The organism is Microbacterium sp. (assembly GCF_041641055.1).
Lineage (GTDB): Bacteria > Actinomycetota > Actinomycetes > Actinomycetales > Microbacteriaceae > Microbacterium.
On record NZ_JBEPZB010000014.1, the window covers coordinates 24,519 to 44,315 of the forward strand.

18 protein-coding genes are annotated in these 19,797 nt (G+C 68.5%); 10 read left to right on the forward strand and 8 right to left on the reverse strand.

Annotation, left to right across the window (positions count from 1 at the left end):
* Positions 1 to 10 precede the first annotated feature (10 nt).
* Positions 11 to 226, forward strand: coding sequence for a hypothetical protein (locus ACESK8_RS10505; RefSeq protein WP_372968545.1), 216 nt, complete (start codon positions 11 to 13; stop codon positions 224 to 226).
* Positions 227 to 316: 90 nt separating this feature from the next.
* Here ACESK8_RS10505 and glnA read toward each other — a convergent pair whose 3' ends face one another.
* Positions 317 to 1,741, reverse strand: coding sequence for a type I glutamate--ammonia ligase (glnA, locus tag ACESK8_RS10510; protein WP_060928172.1), 1,425 nt, complete (start codon positions 1,739 to 1,741; stop codon positions 317 to 319).
* Between the two features lie 160 nt (positions 1,742 to 1,901).
* Between glnA and ACESK8_RS10515 the strand changes: the two genes are divergently transcribed.
* Positions 1,902 to 2,288, forward strand: coding sequence for an RDD family protein (locus ACESK8_RS10515; RefSeq protein WP_372968592.1), 387 nt, complete (start codon positions 1,902 to 1,904; stop codon positions 2,286 to 2,288).
* Positions 2,289 to 2,293: 5 nt separating this feature from the next.
* Here ACESK8_RS10515 and ACESK8_RS10520 read toward each other — a convergent pair whose 3' ends face one another.
* Entirely contained in the window at positions 2,294 to 2,773 is a 480-nt protein-coding gene (locus ACESK8_RS10520; protein ID WP_372968546.1) for an ATP-dependent zinc protease, read from the reverse strand.
* A gap of 26 nt (positions 2,774 to 2,799) precedes the next feature.
* Between ACESK8_RS10520 and ACESK8_RS10525 the strand changes: the two genes are divergently transcribed.
* Positions 2,800 to 3,987 (forward strand): RimK family alpha-L-glutamate ligase, encoded by a 1,188-nt coding sequence (locus ACESK8_RS10525; protein WP_372968547.1) that lies wholly within the window; start codon positions 2,800 to 2,802, stop codon positions 3,985 to 3,987.
* A gap of 63 nt (positions 3,988 to 4,050) precedes the next feature.
* On the opposite strand, the gene ACESK8_RS10530 is transcribed toward ACESK8_RS10525, so the two are convergent.
* Positions 4,051 to 4,761: a DUF4191 family protein gene (locus ACESK8_RS10530; RefSeq protein ID WP_372968548.1), complete on the reverse strand. Its 711-nt coding sequence runs from the start codon at positions 4,759 to 4,761 to the stop codon at positions 4,051 to 4,053.
* Between the two features lie 163 nt (positions 4,762 to 4,924).
* Between ACESK8_RS10530 and ACESK8_RS10535 the strand changes: the two genes are divergently transcribed.
* Entirely contained in the window at positions 4,925 to 6,445 is a 1,521-nt protein-coding gene (locus ACESK8_RS10535; protein WP_372968549.1) for a hypothetical protein, read from the forward strand.
* Between the two features lie 8 nt (positions 6,446 to 6,453).
* Here the strand turns inward: ACESK8_RS10535 and sucB are convergent, their stop codons facing one another.
* The 3 genes from sucB to ACESK8_RS10550 all read right to left on the reverse strand — a co-directional run bounded on the left by sucB (position 6,454) and on the right by ACESK8_RS10550 (position 11,181).
* A complete protein-coding gene (sucB, locus tag ACESK8_RS10540; RefSeq protein ID WP_372968550.1) occupies positions 6,454 to 8,262 on the reverse strand; it encodes a 2-oxoglutarate dehydrogenase, E2 component, dihydrolipoamide succinyltransferase in 1,809 nt (602 codons plus the stop codon).
* A 67-nt stretch (positions 8,263 to 8,329) separates the two neighbouring features.
* Positions 8,330 to 9,703, reverse strand: coding sequence for a dihydrolipoyl dehydrogenase (gene lpdA, locus ACESK8_RS10545; protein WP_372968551.1), 1,374 nt, complete (start codon positions 9,701 to 9,703; stop codon positions 8,330 to 8,332).
* 2 nt (positions 9,704 to 9,705) lie between these two features.
* Positions 9,706 to 11,181 (reverse strand): leucyl aminopeptidase, encoded by a 1,476-nt coding sequence (locus ACESK8_RS10550; protein WP_372968552.1) that lies wholly within the window; start codon positions 11,179 to 11,181, stop codon positions 9,706 to 9,708.
* Positions 11,182 to 11,286: 105 nt separating this feature from the next.
* On the opposite strand from ACESK8_RS10550, the gene ACESK8_RS10555 reads away from it, so the two are divergent.
* The 3 genes from ACESK8_RS10555 to ACESK8_RS10565 all read left to right on the forward strand — a co-directional run bounded on the left by ACESK8_RS10555 (position 11,287) and on the right by ACESK8_RS10565 (position 14,320).
* Positions 11,287 to 12,228, forward strand: a complete 942-nt coding sequence (locus ACESK8_RS10555; RefSeq protein ID WP_372968553.1) for a proteasome assembly chaperone family protein — start codon at positions 11,287 to 11,289, stop codon at positions 12,226 to 12,228.
* A 167-nt stretch (positions 12,229 to 12,395) separates the two neighbouring features.
* A complete protein-coding gene (locus tag ACESK8_RS10560; RefSeq protein ID WP_060928163.1) occupies positions 12,396 to 13,628 on the forward strand; it encodes an RNA polymerase sigma factor in 1,233 nt (410 codons plus the stop codon).
* Positions 13,628 to 14,320: a coenzyme F420-0:L-glutamate ligase gene (locus ACESK8_RS10565; RefSeq protein WP_372968554.1), complete on the forward strand. Its 693-nt coding sequence runs from the start codon at positions 13,628 to 13,630 to the stop codon at positions 14,318 to 14,320. The genes ACESK8_RS10560 and ACESK8_RS10565 overlap by 1 nt, the downstream gene beginning before the upstream one ends.
* Before the next feature lie 73 nt (positions 14,321 to 14,393).
* Here ACESK8_RS10565 and ACESK8_RS10570 read toward each other — a convergent pair whose 3' ends face one another.
* Positions 14,394 to 15,410 (reverse strand): sugar-transfer associated ATP-grasp domain-containing protein, encoded by a 1,017-nt coding sequence (locus ACESK8_RS10570; protein WP_372968555.1) that lies wholly within the window; start codon positions 15,408 to 15,410, stop codon positions 14,394 to 14,396.
* Positions 15,411 to 15,489: 79 nt separating this feature from the next.
* Between ACESK8_RS10570 and ACESK8_RS10575 the strand changes: the two genes are divergently transcribed.
* Together ACESK8_RS10575 and ACESK8_RS10580 are read left to right on the forward strand one after the other, a co-directional pair.
* Positions 15,490 to 16,197 (forward strand): alanine racemase C-terminal domain-containing protein, encoded by a 708-nt coding sequence (locus ACESK8_RS10575; RefSeq protein ID WP_372968556.1) that lies wholly within the window; start codon positions 15,490 to 15,492, stop codon positions 16,195 to 16,197.
* Complete coding sequence (locus tag ACESK8_RS10580; protein ID WP_372968557.1) at positions 16,194 to 17,234, forward strand: alanine racemase; 1,041 nt, start codon at positions 16,194 to 16,196, stop codon at positions 17,232 to 17,234. Before ACESK8_RS10575 ends, ACESK8_RS10580 begins: the two co-directional genes overlap by 4 nt.
* A gap of 65 nt (positions 17,235 to 17,299) precedes the next feature.
* On the opposite strand, the gene ACESK8_RS10585 is transcribed toward ACESK8_RS10580, so the two are convergent.
* Complete coding sequence (locus tag ACESK8_RS10585) at positions 17,300 to 17,512, reverse strand: hypothetical protein (protein WP_060928201.1); 213 nt, start codon at positions 17,510 to 17,512, stop codon at positions 17,300 to 17,302.
* Positions 17,513 to 17,694: 182 nt separating this feature from the next.
* On the opposite strand from ACESK8_RS10585, the gene ACESK8_RS10590 reads away from it, so the two are divergent.
* Entirely contained in the window at positions 17,695 to 19,797 is a 2,103-nt protein-coding gene (locus tag ACESK8_RS10590; RefSeq protein WP_372968558.1) for a type IIA DNA topoisomerase subunit B, read from the forward strand.

Consider the following 19,797-nt stretch of genomic DNA (forward strand, 5'->3'; position numbering starts at 1 on the left):
CGCGACGCCGGTGTCAGACGGATCTTGGATCATCTCGCTTGGTGAGTCGATCGATACGACGCTCGGTCGGGTCTTCCAGATCCACGTGAACTGGTGGGCGGGCTTCCGCTACCACCCGATCATCGACGAGCAGAACCGATACCACGGAGATGCGGCCCCGCCCGAACTGGTCATCCTCGCCGACACTCTCGAAGGCGCAGTCCGCGGCTTCGGCGCCGACGCGTAGAAGAGCCCGCCCCAGCGATGCTGAGACGGGCTCTCTGAGAGATTCTGCGGACTCGCTGCGGACTAACCCCCGGAATTCCGCGTCATCTAGCTACACTCCGAAGTACAGCTCGTACTCGAACGGGTGCGGGCGCTGTGCCATCGGCAGGATCTCGTTCTCGTACTTGTACGAGATCCAGGTCTCGATGAGCTCCTCGGTGAACACGCCGCCCTCGAGGAGGAACTGGTGGTCGGCCTTCAGGGCCTCGAGCGAGTCCAGCAGGGAGTTCGGCACCTGCGGGATGTTCTTGGCCTCCTCGGGAGGAAGCTCGTAGAGGTCCTTGTCGACGGGCTCGTGCGGCTCGATGCGGTTCTTGATGCCGTCGAGGCCGGCCATGAGCTGCGCGGCGAACGCCAGGTACGGGTTGCCCGAGGCATCCGGCGCGCGGAACTCGATGCGCTTGGCCTTCGGGTTCGAGCCGGTGATCGGGATGCGGATGGCAGCCGAGCGGTTTCCGGCGGAGTAGACCAGGTTGACCGGCGCCTCGAAGCCCTTGACCAGACGGTGGTAGCTGTTCAGGGTCGGGTTCGTGAAGGCGAGGACCGCGGGGGCGTGCGCGAGCAGACCGCCGATGTACCAGCGGGCGATGTCGCTGAGCTGACCGTAGCCGGCCTCGTCATAGAACAGCGGCTTGCCGTCGTTCCACAGCGACTGGTGCGTGTGCATGCCCGAGCCGTTGTCGCCGTAGAGCGGCTTCGGCATGAAGGTGGCGACCTTGCCCCACTCTTCGGCGGTGTTCTTGACGATGTACTTGAACTTCAGGATGTCGTCCGCCGAGTGCACCATGGTGTCGAAGCGGTAGTTGATCTCCTGCTGACCGGCCGTGCCGACCTCGTGGTGCGAGCGCTCGAGGATGAACCCGGCGTCGATCAGCTTCAGGGTGATGTCGTCGCGCAGGTCAGCGGTCTTGTCGACCGGGCTGACGGGGAAGTAGCCGCCCTTGTACGGGGTCTTGTTGGCGAGGTTTCCGCCCTCTTCCTCGCGACCGGTGTTCCACGCGGCCTCTTCGGAGTCGACCTTGTAGAAGCTCTCACCGGAGGTGACCGAGTAGCGGACGTCGTCGAAGATGTAGAACTCGGCCTCGGGGGCGAAGACGGCGGTGTCGGCGATGCCGGTCGACGCGAGGTACTTCTCGGCCTTCTTGGCGACCTGACGCGGGTCCTTCGAGTAGATCTCTCCGGTGCGCGGGTTGTAGATGTCGAACACCATGACGAGGGTGCTCGCCTCGCGGAAGGGGTCGACGTATGCCGTGGTCACGTCCGGGATGAGCTGCATGTCGGATTCGTGGATGCTCGCGAAGCCGCGGATCGAGGAGCCGTCGAACAGCTGGCCGTTGACGAAGAAGTCCTCGTCGACCGTGGAGGCGGGGATGTTGAAGTGCTGCTGGACACCAGGGAGATCAGTGAATCGGATGTCAAGGAACTTGACGTCGTTCTCCTTGATGTAGCTCAGCACCTCGGACGAATCTTTGAACATGTACGACTCCTGGATTGCGGATCGATGGCTTCACGGCCATTGTGCACAGTACGTGCGGGGCGTTACCCCACGGTATCCGCTTTGTTTCGGGCATGTTACGCGCCGGTAGGCTGGACGGGTGACGGATGCTGTGAACACGTACCCCGGAGAGCGCCTCGGAATGCCGGAGGCGGGACCGGGCAGCATCGCCCGTCCCGGCCGACGGATCGGCGCCCTGCTCATCGACTACGTCGCCGCGACCATCATCGCCACGGGGTTCCTCGGGTACGACCAGTTCGCGCTGCCGACGGAGGCAGGACTGACGATGTTCGCGCCGATGGCGGTGTTCGCGGTGCTGCAGATCCTCTTCATCCCGACCGCGGGCGGCAGCCCCGGACACCGGGTCCTCGGGATGCGGGTGGTCCGCCTCGACGGCGGATGGGTGGGGCTGTGGCGACCGATCGTGCGCACGCTGCTCATCATCGTGGTCATCCCCGCCGTGATCTGGGATGCCGACCAGCGCGGCCTCCACGACAAGGCCGTCGGCCTCGTGCTGATCCGCGCCTGAGCGACTCAGTCCTTGCCGCGATTGCGGCGTCTGGCCTCGCGGGGAGCGCGGCCGCCGACGAACGATCGCGCCGGATCGATGACGTATCCCTGACGCAGCGCCTCGCGGCCGATCAGCATCCGGAATCCCATCTCGTCGCGGTTGCTCAGCGTCACCTCGGCGAGGACCTCGCGGTCGTGGAGGCGGATGAGCATCTCGACCACGAGACGCTCCTCGGCGTGGCCGGACGAGCTGCGCACCGCGCGGCGATCGTGGACGGGGGATTCGACGATCACGGTGTCGGACTGGCTGTCCTGCCAGGGCTTCACCCGGAACCGGACCCACGACACGCCGTCGCGCTCGAACTCGTGGATCTCGAAGGCATGCAGTGAGGACGTGCGCGCGCCGGTGTCGATCTTGGCTTTGATCCAGTCGACGCCGAGATCGGGCAGGCTCACCCATTCTCGCCACCCGATAAGAGTGTTTGAATGGGTTGACTTACTCACCCGACCATCCTGGCAGGAAATCCCCCGTGAAGATCGCAGTGCTCTCCCGTGCGCCGCAGGCGTACTCCACCCAACGACTGCGTGCGGCCGCGCTCCAGCGTGGTCACACCGTCAAGGTGCTGAACACCCTGCGCTTCGCGATCGACCTCACCGCGGAGGAGCCCGATCTGCACTACCGCGGACGGCAGCTCAGCGACTATGACGCGATCCTGCCTCGCATCGGCAACTCGATCACGTACTTCGGCACGGCAGTGGTCCGGCAGTTCGAGCAGATGGACGTGTACACGCCCAACACGGCGAACGGGATCTCGAGCGCTCGGGACAAGCTGCGTGCGAACCAGATCCTCTCGCGGCACAACATCGCGATGCCGCCGACCGCATTCGTCCGCAACCGCGCCGACGTGCGGCCCGCGATCGAGCGTGTGGGCGGTGCGCCGGTCGTCATCAAGCTCCTCGAGGGCACCCAGGGCATCGGCGTGATCCTCGCGCCGCAGGTGAAGGTCGCCGAGGCCATCATCGAGACCCTGCACTCGACGAAGCAGAACGTCCTGATCCAGAAGTTCATCTCCGAGAGCAGGGGACGCGACATCCGTGCCCTGGTCGTGGGTGACCGCGTGGTCGCCGCGATGCGGCGCTCTGCGGCCGGTGACGAGTTCCGCTCCAACGTGCACCGCGGCGGCTCGGTCGAGGCTGTCGAGCTCGACCCGGTCTACGAGCGTGCTGCGGTCCGTTCCGCGCAGATCATGGGCCTCCGCGTCGCGGGTGTCGACATGCTCGAAGGAGACGAGGGCCCGCTGGTCATGGAGGTGAACTCCTCGCCAGGGCTGCAGGGCATCGAGATGGCGACCAAGCTCGACGTGGCCGGCGCCATCATCGACTACATCGCCGGCCAGGTCGCCTTCCCCGAGATCGACGTGCGCCAGCGATTGACGGTCTCGACCGGATACGGCGTCGCCGAGCTGATGGTGCACGGCGCCGTCGACCTCGTCGGCAAGACGCTCGGCGAGGCCGGACTGTGGGAGCGCGACATCACCGTGCTGACGCTGCATCGCGGAGTCTCCGTGATCCCGAACCCGCGCAAGCACGTCGTCCTCGAAGCCGACGACCGACTGTTCTGCTTCGGCAAGCTCGACGAGATGCGCTCGATGGTGCCGGAGCGCCGTCGCCGACGGGCGAAGGTCCGCCGTCTCCCTCGTCAGCCGCTGTCCGAGTGAACGACGAAGCGCGGCCGCCCTCCGACGAGGTGCGGCCGCGCTTCTGCGTCTGCAGACGTCAGATCAACGGGGGCGCTGCGCCCTGACCTTCGTCGGGTCGATCCCCTTCGGGATCGGCAGCGAGGAGATGGACTGCGACACCGACTCGATGCGACGGATGACGGCACCCATGGTGGCCTTGTCGATCACCTTCGGAAGCTTCTTGATCGTCTTCGCGAGGTCGGCGATGGCCACGTCGTCATCGCCGTGTCCGACGTAGAGCACCGTGACCGGTACGCCATGGGCGACCCTGGCCGCCTTGCTGCGCTCGTCGTTCACGAGACGGGTCAGACGACCGCGCGAGCCCTCGCCGACGACGACGACGCCACCGCGTCCGACGGTGCGGTACACGGCGTCCTGCGTCTTGGGGTTGATCCCCACGGGGGTCTCGGAACCCTGCCAGTTGCGTCCGAGGCTCGTGGAGAGGACATGGCCGGTGGCGCCCGGCATCCCGTCGATCTTCTGGTACATCGCCGAGGTCGACAGTCGCGTCATCAGGAACATCGCGCCGAGCACGCCGAGCATCAGTCCCGAGATGCCCCAGAGGATGAGCGTCCAGACCTGGAACGGCGGGATGAGGTAGCCGACGATGAGTCCGACGAGCACGCCGACCACGAGAAGTGCGATCTGAGCCCACGGAAGCCACGGGTAGATCTCCCTCGTGAAGGTGAAGAGGGACTTGATCTGGGAGAAGAATCCCGGACGCTTCTCGGGCGCGGACGAACGGTTTGCCATGTGCACAAGAATACCGACTCGCGACGCCCGCCATGTCGTCGTTCGCGCCAGGCGGATTCGGGCGGCGACGCAGTGCTCCTGCACGATGCGCCGCCACGTGTCGATCCGTCCACATCGGCCTGATCCGCCACCGTCACCGGGGCCGGTGCGGTGTCATGGGCGGATGGGGACGACCGATTCACGCGCAGGCGGTGCAGCGCCGGTGCTCGGCGCACACCGGGTCATCAGACGGCTCGAACCGGACGAGGGGCCGTACGCCGGGGCGCTCGTGACCGACGGGCGATCGGTGGTGGTCCTGGTGTCGGCGGAGACGATCAGTGGCTGGTCCGGATGGGAGCACGCGGGAGACGATCATGTCGCGGCTCCGCTCGACGTCGTCCGCCGCGTCGACGGACACGACGTCCTCCTCCCGTGGTGCACGGAGCAGATCCCGGTGTTCCTCGGTCGACGGGCGGCCGCCGGCGCTGCGCTGGGCGCCGGCGAGGTCACGACGCTGGTCGCGAGTGTTCTTCGCGGGCTCGCGGAGCTCAACCGCATCGAGCGTCGGGAGATCGGCGAGTGGTGGCTGACCGACGACGGCCGACCGATGTTCGTGATCGGGGCCGGAGCGGAGGCGGCGGGGGCAGCGGCGTCGATCCTCGACCTGATCGGAGAGGACTCGCAGGACCGTGCGTTGAGCCGTGTGCTCACGCCGATCGCCGAGGGCCTGCGACGCAGTTCGGAGCGGCCGGTGATCCCCGTACGCCAGCTGCAGCGGTGGGAGGGGACACTGCTCGAGTTCGCGGCGCCGCGTCCGCTGCAGCGAGGGACGCAGACGCCCGAAGGCCACCGGGGTGCCGACGTGGCACGGAGGGCGGTCGATGAGACGGTCGACCGTGTCTCCGGCGCACGCCGTGAGCCGACGCGCCGTGAGCCGACGCGCCGTGAGCCGACTCGGCGTGCGCGGTCCCGGGGTGCGCGGTCCCGCGGGTCGGTCTCGCTGGCGGGCGTGATCGGCGCGACTCTCGGGGTCGTCAGTGAACGGGGGCGGTCGCTGCGCGAGAGGTGGCGGCGTTCCGCACAGGGGCGGTCGCGCCAGGAGCGTGTGCCGGTCGGCGTGCATCCCCACGGGAGGGCCGGCGGCGATCGAGGTCGGCGTACGGTGCAGAGCGAGGCGCCTCGCCGACGGCGTTACCTCATCGCCGCGGCGGCAGCGGTGACCGTGCTCGGCGCGGGGATGCTCTGGCCCGGAGGCGGCACAGACGATTCAGCGGGGGCGAAGGAGGCGCGGACACCCGTCACGGAAGCGCGCGATGCTTCAGGCGATCAGGTCGGCGACACGGCGACTCCGCAAACGACGCCCTCGGCGACGACGGTCGAGGACGCCGCCGATCCGATCGGCGCCGCTCGCGCCTTGCTGCGAGAGATCGATGACTGCGCGGACGCGGAGGATCTCGTCTGCGCGGATGCCGTGGCCGGGACGACGATGGGGATCGTGGAGCTCCTGGCGGCACGGAACGCCGGGGAAGCGCGAACGCTCACTCCCGTCGACGAATACGGCGACGTGGCGGTCATCCGTCTCTCGACGTCCGCGGCGCCGACGGACGAGGCACCGGCCGAACGCCATCAGATGGTCGTGCTCGTGCGGATGGCAGAGAAATGGCTGATCCGCGACGCCTACGACGTCGCGGATCAGCCAGAGTGATGCGGTTGTCAGGCTCCGAGCTGGGCGGCGAACTGCGCCGACTCGAGTCGCGCCTTGACGGCGCCCAGGAAACGGGCGGCGTCTGCACCGTCGATGATGCGGTGATCGTACGACAGTGCCAGGTAGACGTACGAGCGGACCGCGATCGCATCCGCGCCGCCGACCTTGACCAGTCCGGGACGCTTGACGACGGTACCGGTGCCGAGGATCGCCGACTGCGGCAGGAACACGACGGGCGTGTCGAACAGCGCGCCGCGCGATCCCGTGTTGGTCAGCGTGAACGTGCCGCCGGCCAGCTCGTCGGGCTTCAGCTTGTTGTCACGGGTGCGGGCGGCGAGATCGGCGATCTCGTGCGCGATCTCCGCGATGTTCTTCGACGCCGCGTCACGCAGCACCGGCGTGAGCAGGCCACGCTCGGTGTCGACCGCGATGGAGACGTTCTCGGAAGCCGGGTAGACGATCTGCTCGCCGTCGACCGTGGCGTTCACGATCGGGAAGGCGCGCAGTGCCTCGGCGGCAGCCAGGGCGAAGAACGGCAGGAAGGAGAGCTTGTCGCCGGTCTTCTCGAGGAACGACGCCTTCACGCTGTCGCGGTACTCCGCCAGAGCGGTGACATCGACCTCGACCACGGTGGTGAGCTGTGCGGTCTGCTGCATGGACTCGACCGCGCGCTTGGCGAGGACCTTGCGCAGTCGAGACATGGGCTGGGTCGTGCCGCGCAGCGGCGAGACCTCGAGCGGCGCAGGAGCGGGTGCAGCGGCGGCAGCGGCGGGTGCCGAGGCCGCGGACTCGGCCGCCTTGAGGACGTCCTCCTTGCGGATGCGCCCTCCGACGCCGGTGCCCTTGACGCTGGCAAGGTCGACGCCCTGCTGCGAGGCCAGGCGGCGCACGAGCGGGGTGACGTAGAGGTTGTCGCTCTCGGTCGGCAGGTTGAGCTTCGCGGCCGGGGCGGAGGCCTCGGATGCCGGAGCGGAGGCCGCGGCGGGAGCCGGCTCCGACGGTGCAGCCGCCGGAGCGGGTGCGACCGGGGCGGCGGCGTCCTGGGCGGCGGGAGCCTGAGCGACGGGAGCCTCGGCCGCGGGCGCTGCGGGCGCCTCAGCAGGAGAGGCCGGGGTCTCGGTGGGAGCAGCCTCCGCAGCCGGAGCCTGCGCAGCAGGGGCTGCGGAAGGCGCAGCACCCGAGCCGACACGGGCGAGGACGGCGCCGACGGCCACCGTCTCGTCTTCGCCGGCGACGATCTCCTGCAGCACGCCGGCCACAGGCGACGGGATCTCGGTGTCGACCTTGTCGGTCGAGATCTCCAGCAGCGCCTCGTCGACCTCGACGGTGTCGCCGACCTGCTTCAGCCACCGGGTGACGGTGCCCTCGGTCACGCTCTCGCCGAGTTCGGGGAGGACGATGTCGGTCGCGTCGCCGGAGGCGGCGGGCGCGGGCTCCGCAGCGGCCTCGGCGGGCGCTTCGGCCGGTGCCGCGGGTGCTTCGGCCGGTGCCGCGGGAGCCTCGGCCTGGGCGGCGGGCTCAGGTGCCTGCTCCTCGGCGGGTGCGGCAGCAGGGGCATCCTGTGCCGGAGCGGCAGAGCTGCCGTCGCCGATACGCGCCAGCAGCGCGCCGACCTCGACGGTCTCATCCTCGGCGACGAGGATCTCCTCGATCACGCCGGTGACGGGGGAGGGGATCTCGGTGTCGACCTTGTCGGTCGAGATCTCGAGCAGGCCCTCATCCGCCTGCACGGTGTCTCCCACCTGCTTGAGCCAGCGGGTGACCGTACCCTCTGTGACGCTCTCGCCGAGAGCGGGGAGGACGACGGATGTGCTCATGACTGAGTCTCCTTCAGGAAGTTGTTTGACGCTTGTCTAGCTTAGTGACCTGTGCACCGGTTGGTGCTCACAGGGCGTGGAGTGGCTTTCCCGCGAGAGCGAGGAACGCTTCGCCCAACGCCTCGCTCTGGGTCGGGTGCGCGTGGATCAGCGGCGCGATGTCCTCGGGGTGGGCCTCCCACGCGACGGCCAGCTGGCCCTCGGTGATCAGCTCGCCCACGCGGTCACCCAGCAGATGGACGCCCACGACAGGACCGTCCTTGAGGCGCACGACCTTGACGAGACCGGCGGTGCCGATGATCTCGCTCTTGCCGTTGCCCGCCAGGTTGTACTCGTACGACACCACACCGTCGGCGCCGTGCTCGGCGACGGCGGCCTCTTCGGTGACTCCGACCGACGCGACCTCGGGGCTGGAGTAGGTGACCTTCGGGATCTGCACGTCGGGGATGTTCGCGGGGGAGAGCCCTGCGATCCGCTCGGCGACGGCGATGCCCTGCTGGAACCCGCGGTGTGCGAGCTGGAGGCCGGGCGTGATGTCGCCGACCGCCCACACGCCGGGGACGCCGGTGCGCAGGTCCTGGTCGACCGTGACGAATCCGCGGTCCAGGGTCACGCCGGCATCCTCGAAGCCGAGGTCGGCGGTGACGGGGCCGCGGCCCACGGCGACCAGCAGGTAGTCGGCGGTGAACTCCTTGCCGTCCTCGAGCGTGACGGTGACGGAGGCCTCATCCTGGGTCGCCGTCTGGAAGCGCACGCCGAGGGAGTACTGGATGCCGCGGCGGCGGAAGGCGCGCTCGAGGCCCTTGCTCATCGCGATGTCCTCGTTGGGCACGAGGTGAGGCAGCGCCTCGATGATGGTGACCTCGGTGCCGAAGGAGCGCCACACGCTGGCGAACTCGACACCGATGACGCCGCCGCCGAGGATTAGCACGCGCTCGGGGATCACGTCGAGCTCCAGCGCCTGCTCGCTCGTGAGGATGCGGCCGCCGATCTCGAGGCCGGGGAGCGTGCGGCTGTACGAGCCGGTGGCGAGGACGACGTCCGCGCCGACGTATACGTCATCGCCCACGCTGACCGAACGGTCGGCGTTGAGTCGGCCGGTGCCGGCGACGGTCGTGATGCCGCGCGCCTTCACGAGTCCTTCGAGTCCCTTGTACTTCTTGGCGACGATGCCCTCGCGGTAGGCCCGGACTCCGGCGGGGTCGATGCCGTCGAGCGTGGCGGAGATGCCGACGTGCGCGGCATCTCGGACGTGCTCGGCCACCTCGGCAGCATGCAGCAGGGCCTTGGTGGGGATGCAGCCGCGGTGCAGGCAGGTGCCGCCGACCTTGTCCTTCTCGATCAGGGCGACGGACTTGCCGAGCTCGCTGGCACGCAGCGCGGCGGCATACCCGCCGCTGCCTCCGCCCAGGACGACGATGTCGAAGGTGTGAGTGGTCATGGTCATGCCTCCTTGTGGGATGCTTCGGCGAACGCGATGATCGATCGGACCATCGCCCCGGTGGGGCCCTTGTCGGTGAAGCCGTACGGCGCACCGTTGTGCTCGGCGGAACCCGCGATGTCGAGGTGGACCCACGGGATCCGCGGTGCGTCCTTCTCGTCGGAGACCCGGCCGATGAAGCGTCGCAGGAACAGTCCCGCGTACGACGCTCCGCCCATGCGGTCGCCCATGTTGGCGTTCTGCATGTCGGCGATGGGGGAGTCGAGCGATTCCTCCATGTAGTCGGGAAGGGGCATGTGCCACGCCAGCTCGTCGGCGGCGTTCGCGGCCGCCAGGAACTCGCCGACCGTGTCGTCGGCACCGAAGACGCCGGTGTGCCGGTGGCCGAGCGCCATGACGATCGCGCCTGTCAGCGTCGCGACGTCGAGGATGACGTCCGGGTGCTCGCGGCTGGCGGCGACCAGACCGTCGGCGAGGACGAGGCGGCCCTCGGCATCCGTGTTCGGGACCTCGACGGTCGTGCCGTCCAGGAGTCGCAGGACGTCGCCGGGTCGCAGGGCGCGACCGGAGGGCATGTTGTCCGTGATGCACAGCCATGCCGTGACCCGCACGGGGAGGCGCAGGGCGGCGATCGCCCGCAGCGCCGCGACGCTCGTCGCCGCGCCCGCCATGTCGAACTTCATGCCGACCATGGAGGCCGCGGGCTTGAGCGAGAGGCCGCCCGTGTCGAAGGTGATCCCCTTGCCGACGATCGCGATGTGGCGTGCCGCGTCAGCCGGAGCGTAGTCGAGGCGCACGAGGCGGGGAGGGCGGTCGGAACCCTGGGCGACGCCGAGGATGCCCCCGAAGCCCTGTTCGGCGAGAGCCTTCTCGTCGAGGATCTCGACGGTGACGTCGTCCAATCCTGCGACGCTGTCGGCCGCGCTCTGCGCCAGCTGCGTCGGGCTCTGCCATTCGGCCGGGACGAACACGAGATCCTTGATCAGCGCGACGGCTTCGCCCACGGCGATCGCCTTCGACACGGCGGCGTCGTCGAGGGCGGCGTGCAGCACGACGGACGAGGCCCGTGTCTTGCCCGCCTCGCGGCGGTAGGAGGCGAAGCGGTAGCCGCCGAGGACGGCACCCTCGGCTGCTGCGGAGGCGAACTGCTCGAGCCCGGGGGCCAGCGCCACCGACACGGTCTCGAAGCCGGTGAGCGAGCGCAGCGCGGCGCCGACGGCGTGGCGCACGGCCGCGGCGTCGGGGGAGGAGCCGGCGCCGACGACAGCGAACGGCAGATCGGTCACGTCGGGGGCGTACACGCGGCTGAACGCGGAGGCCTTGCCCGAGAAGCCGATCGCGGCGAGGGAGGCCGCGAGTCCCGGGTAGTCGGAGAGCGACTCGGAGGAGTCGCCGATCTCGGGGATGACGAGCACTGCGGCGTCTGCAGCGCTTCCGGGGAACTGATCTGAGGTGCGCGAGAGCGCGGGAAGCGTCATGCCTCCATCCTAGGGATGCTCGTGCGCGCCGACGCGGTCACGGGTGTTCGCTCTCAGCATGACGGTCGCCGCCCGTCCGTCGGAACGTGCTCGTAGCATGGAGTCATGCCCTTCTCCGGAGAGATCCATGAACGTGTGGCGAACGCGCCGGTGGTGCCGCGCGGGCTGCCCCTTGTCCTCCTCCTCACTGGATTCACCGACGCGGGCAGCGCCGTGTCCGGCCTGATCGAGCACCTGCGCGAGACGACCTCTCCGCAGCCGATCGCCGTCTTCGACAACGACGTGCTGCTGGACTATCGCGCACGGCGTCCGGTCATCTCGTTCGACCAGGACCACCTGACCGAGTTCCGCCCCGCCCGCCTCGAGCTGTCCCTCGCCACCGACGCTCTCGGTCAGAAGTTCCTCCTCCTGGCCGGGTACGAGCCGGACTTCGCGTGGAACGAATTCGCACGCACGGTGCTCGAGCTGGCCGACGAGTTCGAGGTGTCCGGGCTGAACTGGGTCCACTCGATCGCGATGCCCGTGCCGCACACCCGGCCCATCGGCACCACGGTCAGCGGAAATCGCCGTGAGCTCACCGTCGCGCACTCCGTCTGGCGTCCGCGCACGCAGGTGCCGGCGACGGCGGGCCACCTGCTCGAGTTCCGGTTCGCGGAGCATGGCGACCGGGTGGTCGGATTCGTGCTGCTCGTGCCGCACTACCTCGCCGAGACCGAGAACCCGGATGCCGTGATCGCCGCCGCGGAGCGACTGATGGCGGCCACCGGCCTCGTGCTCATCCTCGACGAGGTGCAGGAGCGGCGCGAGGACTACCTCGCCAGGGTCGACGAGCAGGTGCTCGGCAACGACGAGCTGCAGCAGATGGTCCAGGGACTCGAGCGTCGCTACGACGCGTACATGGCGGGGCGCGACCCCGAGGACGGGTCCTACGACGAGGGCGGATTCAACGAGCGCGACCTCCCCAGCGCCGACGAGCTGGCCGCCGAACTCGAGCGCTATCTCGCGTCGCGACCCAGTGGCGACGAGGACAAGCCCGGTCGCGTGTGAGATCGGTGCCACGAACTTCGTCGCAATGCACCTGCATGCCCACACGTGTGCGATACTAGGACTCTGACCCGTTGTCAATCGATCTTTTCGGAGATCTGACTTGACAAGGGTCTTACTAGTGTCCGAAATGCTCCGGGGCCTGCGAGCGGCCCCGTGAAAGGCGAAACGTGACTCCTGCCACGACGAAGAAGACCCGGACGAAGAAGACCGCCGACGCTCCCGAGGTCGACGCTCCGGTCGAGGAGGCCGCTGAGAAGCCGGTCCCCAAGACCGCTGCGCAGCGGGCCGCTGCCAAGCGCGCTCCCGCGAAGAAGAAGAAGGCAGACGACATCGTCGAAGACGACGAGACGCCGCCCCCCGCCGAGCCCGATGAGGACGACGAGGACTCCAAGCCGAAGTTCACCGAGCCCCTTCCCACGGGTGCCATCGTCATCTCGTCGAACGACGACGAGGACGTCCCGGTCTACTCGACGCAGATCACCGGTGCGACCGCCGACCCTGTGAAGGACTACCTGAAGCAGATCGGAAAGGTCGCTCTGCTGAACGCGGCCGAAGAGGTCGAGCTCGCGATGCGCATCGAGGCCGGCCTGTTCGCCGAGGAGAAGCTCTCCACGATGACGGCCGCCGAGAAGGCGGGCCAGCTCGGACTCGACCTGCAGTGGGTGGCCCGCGACGGCCAGCGTGCCAAGAGCCACCTGCTGGGTGCCAACCTTCGACTGGTCGTCTCGCTCGCGAAGCGCTACACCGGCCGCGGCATGCAGTTCCTGGACCTGATCCAGGAGGGCAACCTCGGTCTGATCCGCGCCGTCGAGAAGTTCGACTACACCAAGGGCTTCAAGTTCTCGACCTACGCGACGTGGTGGATCCGCCAGGCGATCACCCGCGCGATGGCCGACCAGGCCCGCACGATCCGCATCCCGGTGCACATGGTCGAGGTCATCAACAAGCTGGCCCGAGTGCAGCGTCAGATGCTGCAGGATCTGGGACGCGAGCCCACTCCGGAAGAGCTCAGCCGTGAGCTGGACATGACACCCGAGAAGGTCGTCGAGGTCCAGAAGTACGGTCGCGAGCCGATCTCCCTGCACACGCCGCTGGGTGAAGACGGAGACAGCGAATTCGGTGACCTCATCGAGGACACCGAGGCCGTCGTCCCTGCCGACGCCGTCGGCTTCACGATGCTGCAGCGTCAGCTCGAGCAGCTGCTCGACTCGCTGTCCGAGCGCGAGGCGGGTGTCATCCGCATGCGCTTCGGCCTCGGTGACGGTCAGCCGAAGACGCTCGACCAGATCGGCGACACGTTCGGGGTGACACGTGAGCGCATCCGTCAGATCGAGTCGAAGACGATGGCGAAGCTGCGCCACCCGAGCCGCTCGCAGTCGCTGCGGGACTACCTCGAGTGATGCAGGCGAACGAAGGCAAGGCGCTCGAGGCGAGCGTCGACGGCAAGAGCTATGCGCGCATCCCGTTGCGCACCCGCGTCGTGATGCCGAACGACGACCTCGACTCCGTCGTCGTCGAGTACGCGAAGGATGCGGTGCAGCCGGGCGACCTGCTGTTCGTGACCGAGAAGATCGTCGCGATCACGCAGGGGCGCTCCTACCGTCTCGATGAGATCACCCCGCGTCCGCTCGCGCGTTTCCTTTCGCGCTACGTGGTCCGCACGTCCTACGGCATCGGCCTCGGCATGCCCGAGACGATGGAGATGGCACTGCGAGAGTGCGGCACGCTGCGGATCCTGTTCGCAGCAGGGGTCTCGGTCATCACCAAGGCCTTCGGACGCCGCGGTGACTTCTATCGCATCGCCGGCGACAAGGCGCGGGCGATCGACGGGCCCACCAAGAACACGATCCCGCCGTACAACCAGGCGGTCGTGCTCGGTCCGAAGAACCCGCGCGAGGTCGCGCTGCGTCTGCAGAAGCTGCTCGGGGGAGACCTTGACGTGGCCGTGGTCGACATCAACGACATCGGCGGCAACATCCTGGGCTCGACCCTCGACAAGGCCGGCGAGCGTCGACTCGTGCAGATCCTCGGCGACAACCCCCTCGGTCAGGCGACGCAGTCGACGCCGATGGGCATCGTCCGCGAGGTCTGACCCGCACACCGCACGACAGAGAAGGCCCGGATGCTCAGCATCCGGGCCTTCCTCGTTCGCGGGGTCCTCTCGGTCAGAAGCCGATCGCCGCCTGGTAGCGCGGCTTGTGACCGGTGCGGATGCCGGTGACGCTCGGCTTGTTCTCGTAGACGCCGGCTCCCCAGTTGCCCTCGACCAGCACGGGGCCGTCCGGGGTGACCACGACGTCCCAGCCGACGTACTGCACCTGCGGCACGACGCGGGCGACCTGGTCGACGAACTCGCGGACCTCGTCCATCATCGGCAGCTGGAAGTCGGCGATCGGGAAGCCGGAGTCGGGGTGGGTGACGTGGACGTGTCCGTGCGAGTCGTAGCCGGAGCCGACGGAGTGGCCGTTCTCGTCGAGCATCGTGTAGAAGCCGCCGAAGCTCATCTGGTCGCTCACCGCACCGCGGCCGAACTTCTGCGCCATCGCGAGGATGTGCGTCTTCTCTCCGTCGAAGAACGCGGTGATGCGGGTCGTGTTGACCGTGCCGGGGCACACGGCCGCGAGGTCGGCGTGCTGCCGGATGACCTCTTCGACGAGCACCTGCTTCTTGGACAGCAGCTCGCCGTGGAAGGCATCCCAGTCGGTGACGTCGGCCGCGTGGTAGCGGTGCACGCCGGTGCCGGCCTGACCGTGGGTCTCCTTCACCACGATCGTGCCCTGCCGCTGGGTGAAATCACGAAGCTGATCGGCGTTGCCCTCGACGATCAGCATCCACTCGCGCTTCAGGAACGCGTCGAAGACGGCGTTGAACTCCGCCTTGTCGTGGAAGAGGTGCCGGTAGTCGGGGTGGTCGTACTTCTGCGAGATCTCGTTCGACACCGGGTGGGTCATGAACGTGTCGCGTTCCGCCTTGGTGAGGATGGCGAAGTCGTAGTCGATGTAGTCCTGGAAGCCGACGTTGTGGCGTCCGGCCGACCAGAGCATGTCGACCACGACGAGCGGCACGGCCTTGCCATGCTGCGTCGATGCCTCCTTCGCCCTCTCGATCACCGAGGCGACGTCGATACGACGGGCGCGCGCCAGCAGATAGCGAAGACGGGGAACGGGGGAAAAGCGGGACATGGATCTCCAAGGTCGGGGTCCTCTCCAGTCTACGGGGGGCGCACACGGCATCCTGAGAAGCCGGAGCTAGGGTGGAAGGGTGTGTGAGACGACATCCAGCTCCCGTCCTCGGGCGATGATCTCGCGGTCGGCTCTGGCTGCCGCGGCAGCCGCCGCCGTCGGCTCCGGCGGACGGATCGCAGACCTGCGCAGGGATGCCTGGGGGCACGGCGTGCTGCCCGTCGCCCACGCCGTCATCGCGGCCGGCGGCGCCGCAGTCCGCGTCGACCGCACGGACGAAGTCGAGGCCCTGCGGCTCGAGGGGATCCAGGCCGTCGTCGACGAGGAACCGGACATCGACCCTGTGCTGCTCTACGGGCTCCCCGATGCGGAGGGCCTGCTGAGGACCACCCCGGTGATGCGACTCTCGGGGCGGGTGCTGTCGACGAAGCCGCTGAAGTCCGGCGACGCCGTGTCCTACGGCTACACCTACCGGGCGACGCGCGACACGACCGCCGCGCTCGTCACGGGCGGGTATGCCCAGGGCATCGTGCGCGCGCTCGGCAATGCGGCGGACGTCGAGATCGACGGGATGCTGCATCCGATCGTGGGGCGCGTCGCGATGGACGTGTGCGTGATCGACCTGCAGGGTGCGTCGGCGGTCGCGCCCGGCACCGAAGCCACCTACTTCGGCGGCGGCGGTGTCGCCGGTCCGGGGCTCGCCCGGTGGAGTGCCGTGACGGGACTGACCGTCGCCGAGCTCCTGACCGTCGCCGCAGCCCACGCCAACCGGGGGTGGGAGGCATGACGCGTCCTGAACTGCGCATCCGCACCGATCGCTTCGTGTCGAACATCCGCGCTGTCCGCGATCGCATCGCGCCGTCGGCCCTCATGGTCGTCCTGAAGGACGACGCTTACGGGCACGGTCTCGACTGGGCCGTCGAGGCGGCTCGGGATGCCGGGGTGCAGTGGTACGGCACCTATGACGTCGCCGGCGGTGTCGAGGCGCGTCGCGTGCTGGGCGACGACGGGCGCATCTTCGCCTGGGTCACCTCCACGGACGCCGAGATCGACGAGGCGCTCGCTCGCGGGATCGACCTGGGCGTGGGTTCACGGGAGTACCTGGCGCGCATCGTCGCCCGAGCTCGGGAGGGCGGCGCGACCGCCCGCATCCATCTCAAGATCGATACCGGACTGCACCGCAACGGACTGCTGCCGGAGGAGTGGCCGCAGGCGATCGAGGAGGTCCGCCGTGCCGAGGCCGACGGGCACGTGCTGCTCGTCGGCATCTGGAGTCACCTCGCCGAGGCCAGCGACGCCGAGGACGACGAGGCGCAGACCGCGTTCCTCGAGGCGGTCCGGATCGTCGAGGCATCGGGCCCGACGCCGGAGGCACTCCACCTGACCGCCTCCGCCGCGTCGTGGTGGCGTCCCGAGCTGCGCGGCACGGTGTCGCGCATCGGGGCGTTCTGCTACGGCATCCGCTCGGCCGACGGCCCGGACATCCCCGGGGCCGTGCCGGTCGCCGAGCTCGTCGCGACCGTGGTGGGCATCGAGGACGATGCCGCGGTGATCTCGATCGGGTCCTTCGACGGCATCCCCTCGACGCTCGCCGGTGCAGAGATCGGAACAGACGCCGGCACGCGTGCTCTGCAGAGCATCCGGGCCACGACCTCCCTGGTGGCCGGATGGCCGGGGATGCGGGTCGGAGACCCCGTGTGGCTGTTCGGTGCGGGAGAGCACGGCGAGAGCAGCGCGACGAGCCTCGCGGAGCGGATCGACACTGTCGGCGAGGAGATCCTCACCCGCCTCACCCCACGGGTCCGTCGAGTGATCGTCGGCTGACCGGCCCTCAACGAAAGCGGAGCCCGTCGACAGGACGGGCTCCGAGGCGGATCAGACCGAGTGGCTCAGTCGATCAGACGAGAGGTCTCGTCGTGCCAGCTCGTTGCGATGCTGCGAAGCTTCTCTTCGTACTTGCGGCCGTGGTGAGCGCAGAAGAGGAGCTCGGAGCCGTTGACCTCGGCCGCGATGTAGGCCTGAGCACCACAGGAATCACAGCGATCCATGGCGGTCAGGCGGAACTCGACGGCGGAGGTCTCACGTTCGGTCGTTGCGTTCATCTCGGTGCCTCCTTGAGTGTCGGGTCCGCTGGTTGGGCGTGTTCAATACAACCACGCTGCAGGCCCACCCATGCCCGGTTTGCGGCGTGTTTCGCTCAGCGCGTACGCCCGCCGTGCCCAGTGGTCGCCCGTGGGGAGTGTCGGCGGCCTCCGGGGCGGTCCCGCGAATAGACTCGGAGATTGTGACCGCCGAGTATTCCGCCCATCATCTCCAGGTGCTCGAAGGGCTCGAGGCCGTCCGCAAGCGCCCAGGCATGTACATCGGGTCGAACGGATCGCCGGGCCTGATGCACTGCCTCTGGGAGATCATCGACAACGCCGTCGACGAGGCCGTCGCGGGCAACGGCTCGAAGATCGACATCATCCTCCACGAGGACGACAGCGTCGAGGTGCACGACCGCGGTCGAGGCATCCCGGTCGACGTCGAGCCTCGGACCGGACTCACCGGTGTCGAGGTCGTCTTCACGAAGCTGCACGCCGGAGGCAAGTTCGGCGGCGGCTCGTACGCGGCATCCGGTGGTCTGCACGGTGTCGGCGCCTCCGTCGTCAACGCCCTCTCCGAACGACTCGACGTCGAGGTCGACCGCGGCGGCAAGACCTACGCGATGTCCTTCCACCGCGGCGAGCCCGGCATCTTCGCCGACGAGGGCGGCGAGAAGCGCCCGGACGCACCTTTCACGCCCTTCCAGAACAAGAGCGAGCTGCGGGTTGTGGGCAAGGCGCCCCGGGGTACCAGCGGCACGCGCATCCGCTATTGGGCCGACCACCAGATCTTCACGAAGGATGCCGCCTTCCAGGTCAACGAGCTCGTCACCCGCGCTCGTCAGACGGCCTTCCTCGTGCCGGGACTCGAACTGGTCATCCGCGACGAGCGGGTCACCGACGGACCCGGTGAGGGACAGCCGAAGGAGACGTCGTACCGATACGACGGCGGCATCTCGGAATTCGTCGAGTACCTCGCCACCGATGCCCCGGTCACCGACACCTGGCGCATCCAGGGCGAGGGGACCTTCAAGGAGACCGTTCCGGTGCTCCAGGCCGACGGGCACATGATCGCCACCGAGGTCGAGCGCGTCTGCGCCGTCGACATCGCGCTGCGCTGGGGCACCGGCTACGACACCGTCACGCGTTCGTTCGTCAACATCATCGCGACCCCCAAGGGCGGCACGCACCAGCAGGGCTTCGAGCAGGAGCTCCTCAAGGTGCTGCGCGCCCAGGTCGATCAGAACGCGCGTCGGCTCAAGGTCGGCGCCAACGACAAGCTCGAGAAGGACGACGTCCTGGCCGGACTCACCGCCGTTCTCACCGTCAACGTCCCCGAGCCGCAGTTCGAGGGTCAGACCAAGGAGATCCTCGGCACGCCTGCCGCGCGTCAGATCGTGGCGCAGGTGCTGCGCAAGGATCTCGCCGCGCGCTTCAGCTCGACCAAGCGCGACGACAAGAGCCAGGTGACCCAGCTGCTCGACAAGGTCGTCGCCGAGATGAAGGCGCGTGTGTCCGCCCGCGCGCACAAGGAGACGCAGCGCCGCAAGAACGCCCTCGAGTCCTCGACGCTGCCGACGAAGCTCGTCGACTGCCGCACCAACGAGGTCGAGCGCAGCGAGCTGTTCATCGTCGAGGGCGACTCGGCGCTGGGTACGGCGAAGAACGCGCGCAACAGCGAGTTCCAGGCGCTCCTGCCCATCCGCGGCAAGATCCTGAACGTGCAGAAGGCCTCGGTCGGCGACATGCTGTCGAACGCCGAGTGCGCCTCGATCATCCAGGTGATCGGCGCCGGGTCCGGACGCAGCTTCGACATCGATGCGGCGCGCTACGGCAAGGTCATCCTGATGAGCGACGCCGACGTCGACGGTGCGCACATCCGCACCCTCCTGCTGACCCTGTTCTACCGCTACATGCGGCCGCTCATCGAGCACGGACGGGTGTTCGCGGCGGTCCCGCCGCTGCATAGGGTGATCGTGATGAACCCCGGGTCCAAGCCCAACGAGACGATCTACACCTACAGCGAGCAGGAGATGCACACGCTCCTCGCCAAGCTCCGCAAAGCCGGCAAGCGCTGGCACGAGCCGATCCAGCGCTACAAGGGTCTCGGCGAGATGGATGCCGAGCAGCTGGCCTCGACGACGATGGACCGCGGCGGTCGCCTGCTGCGGCGCGTGCGGATGGAGGATGCCGAGGCGGCCGGCCGCGTCTTCGAGCTGCTGATGGGGAACGAGGTGGCTCCGCGCCGCGAATTCATCATCGACTCGTCCGACCGGCTCTCCCGGGAGTCGATCGACGCCTGA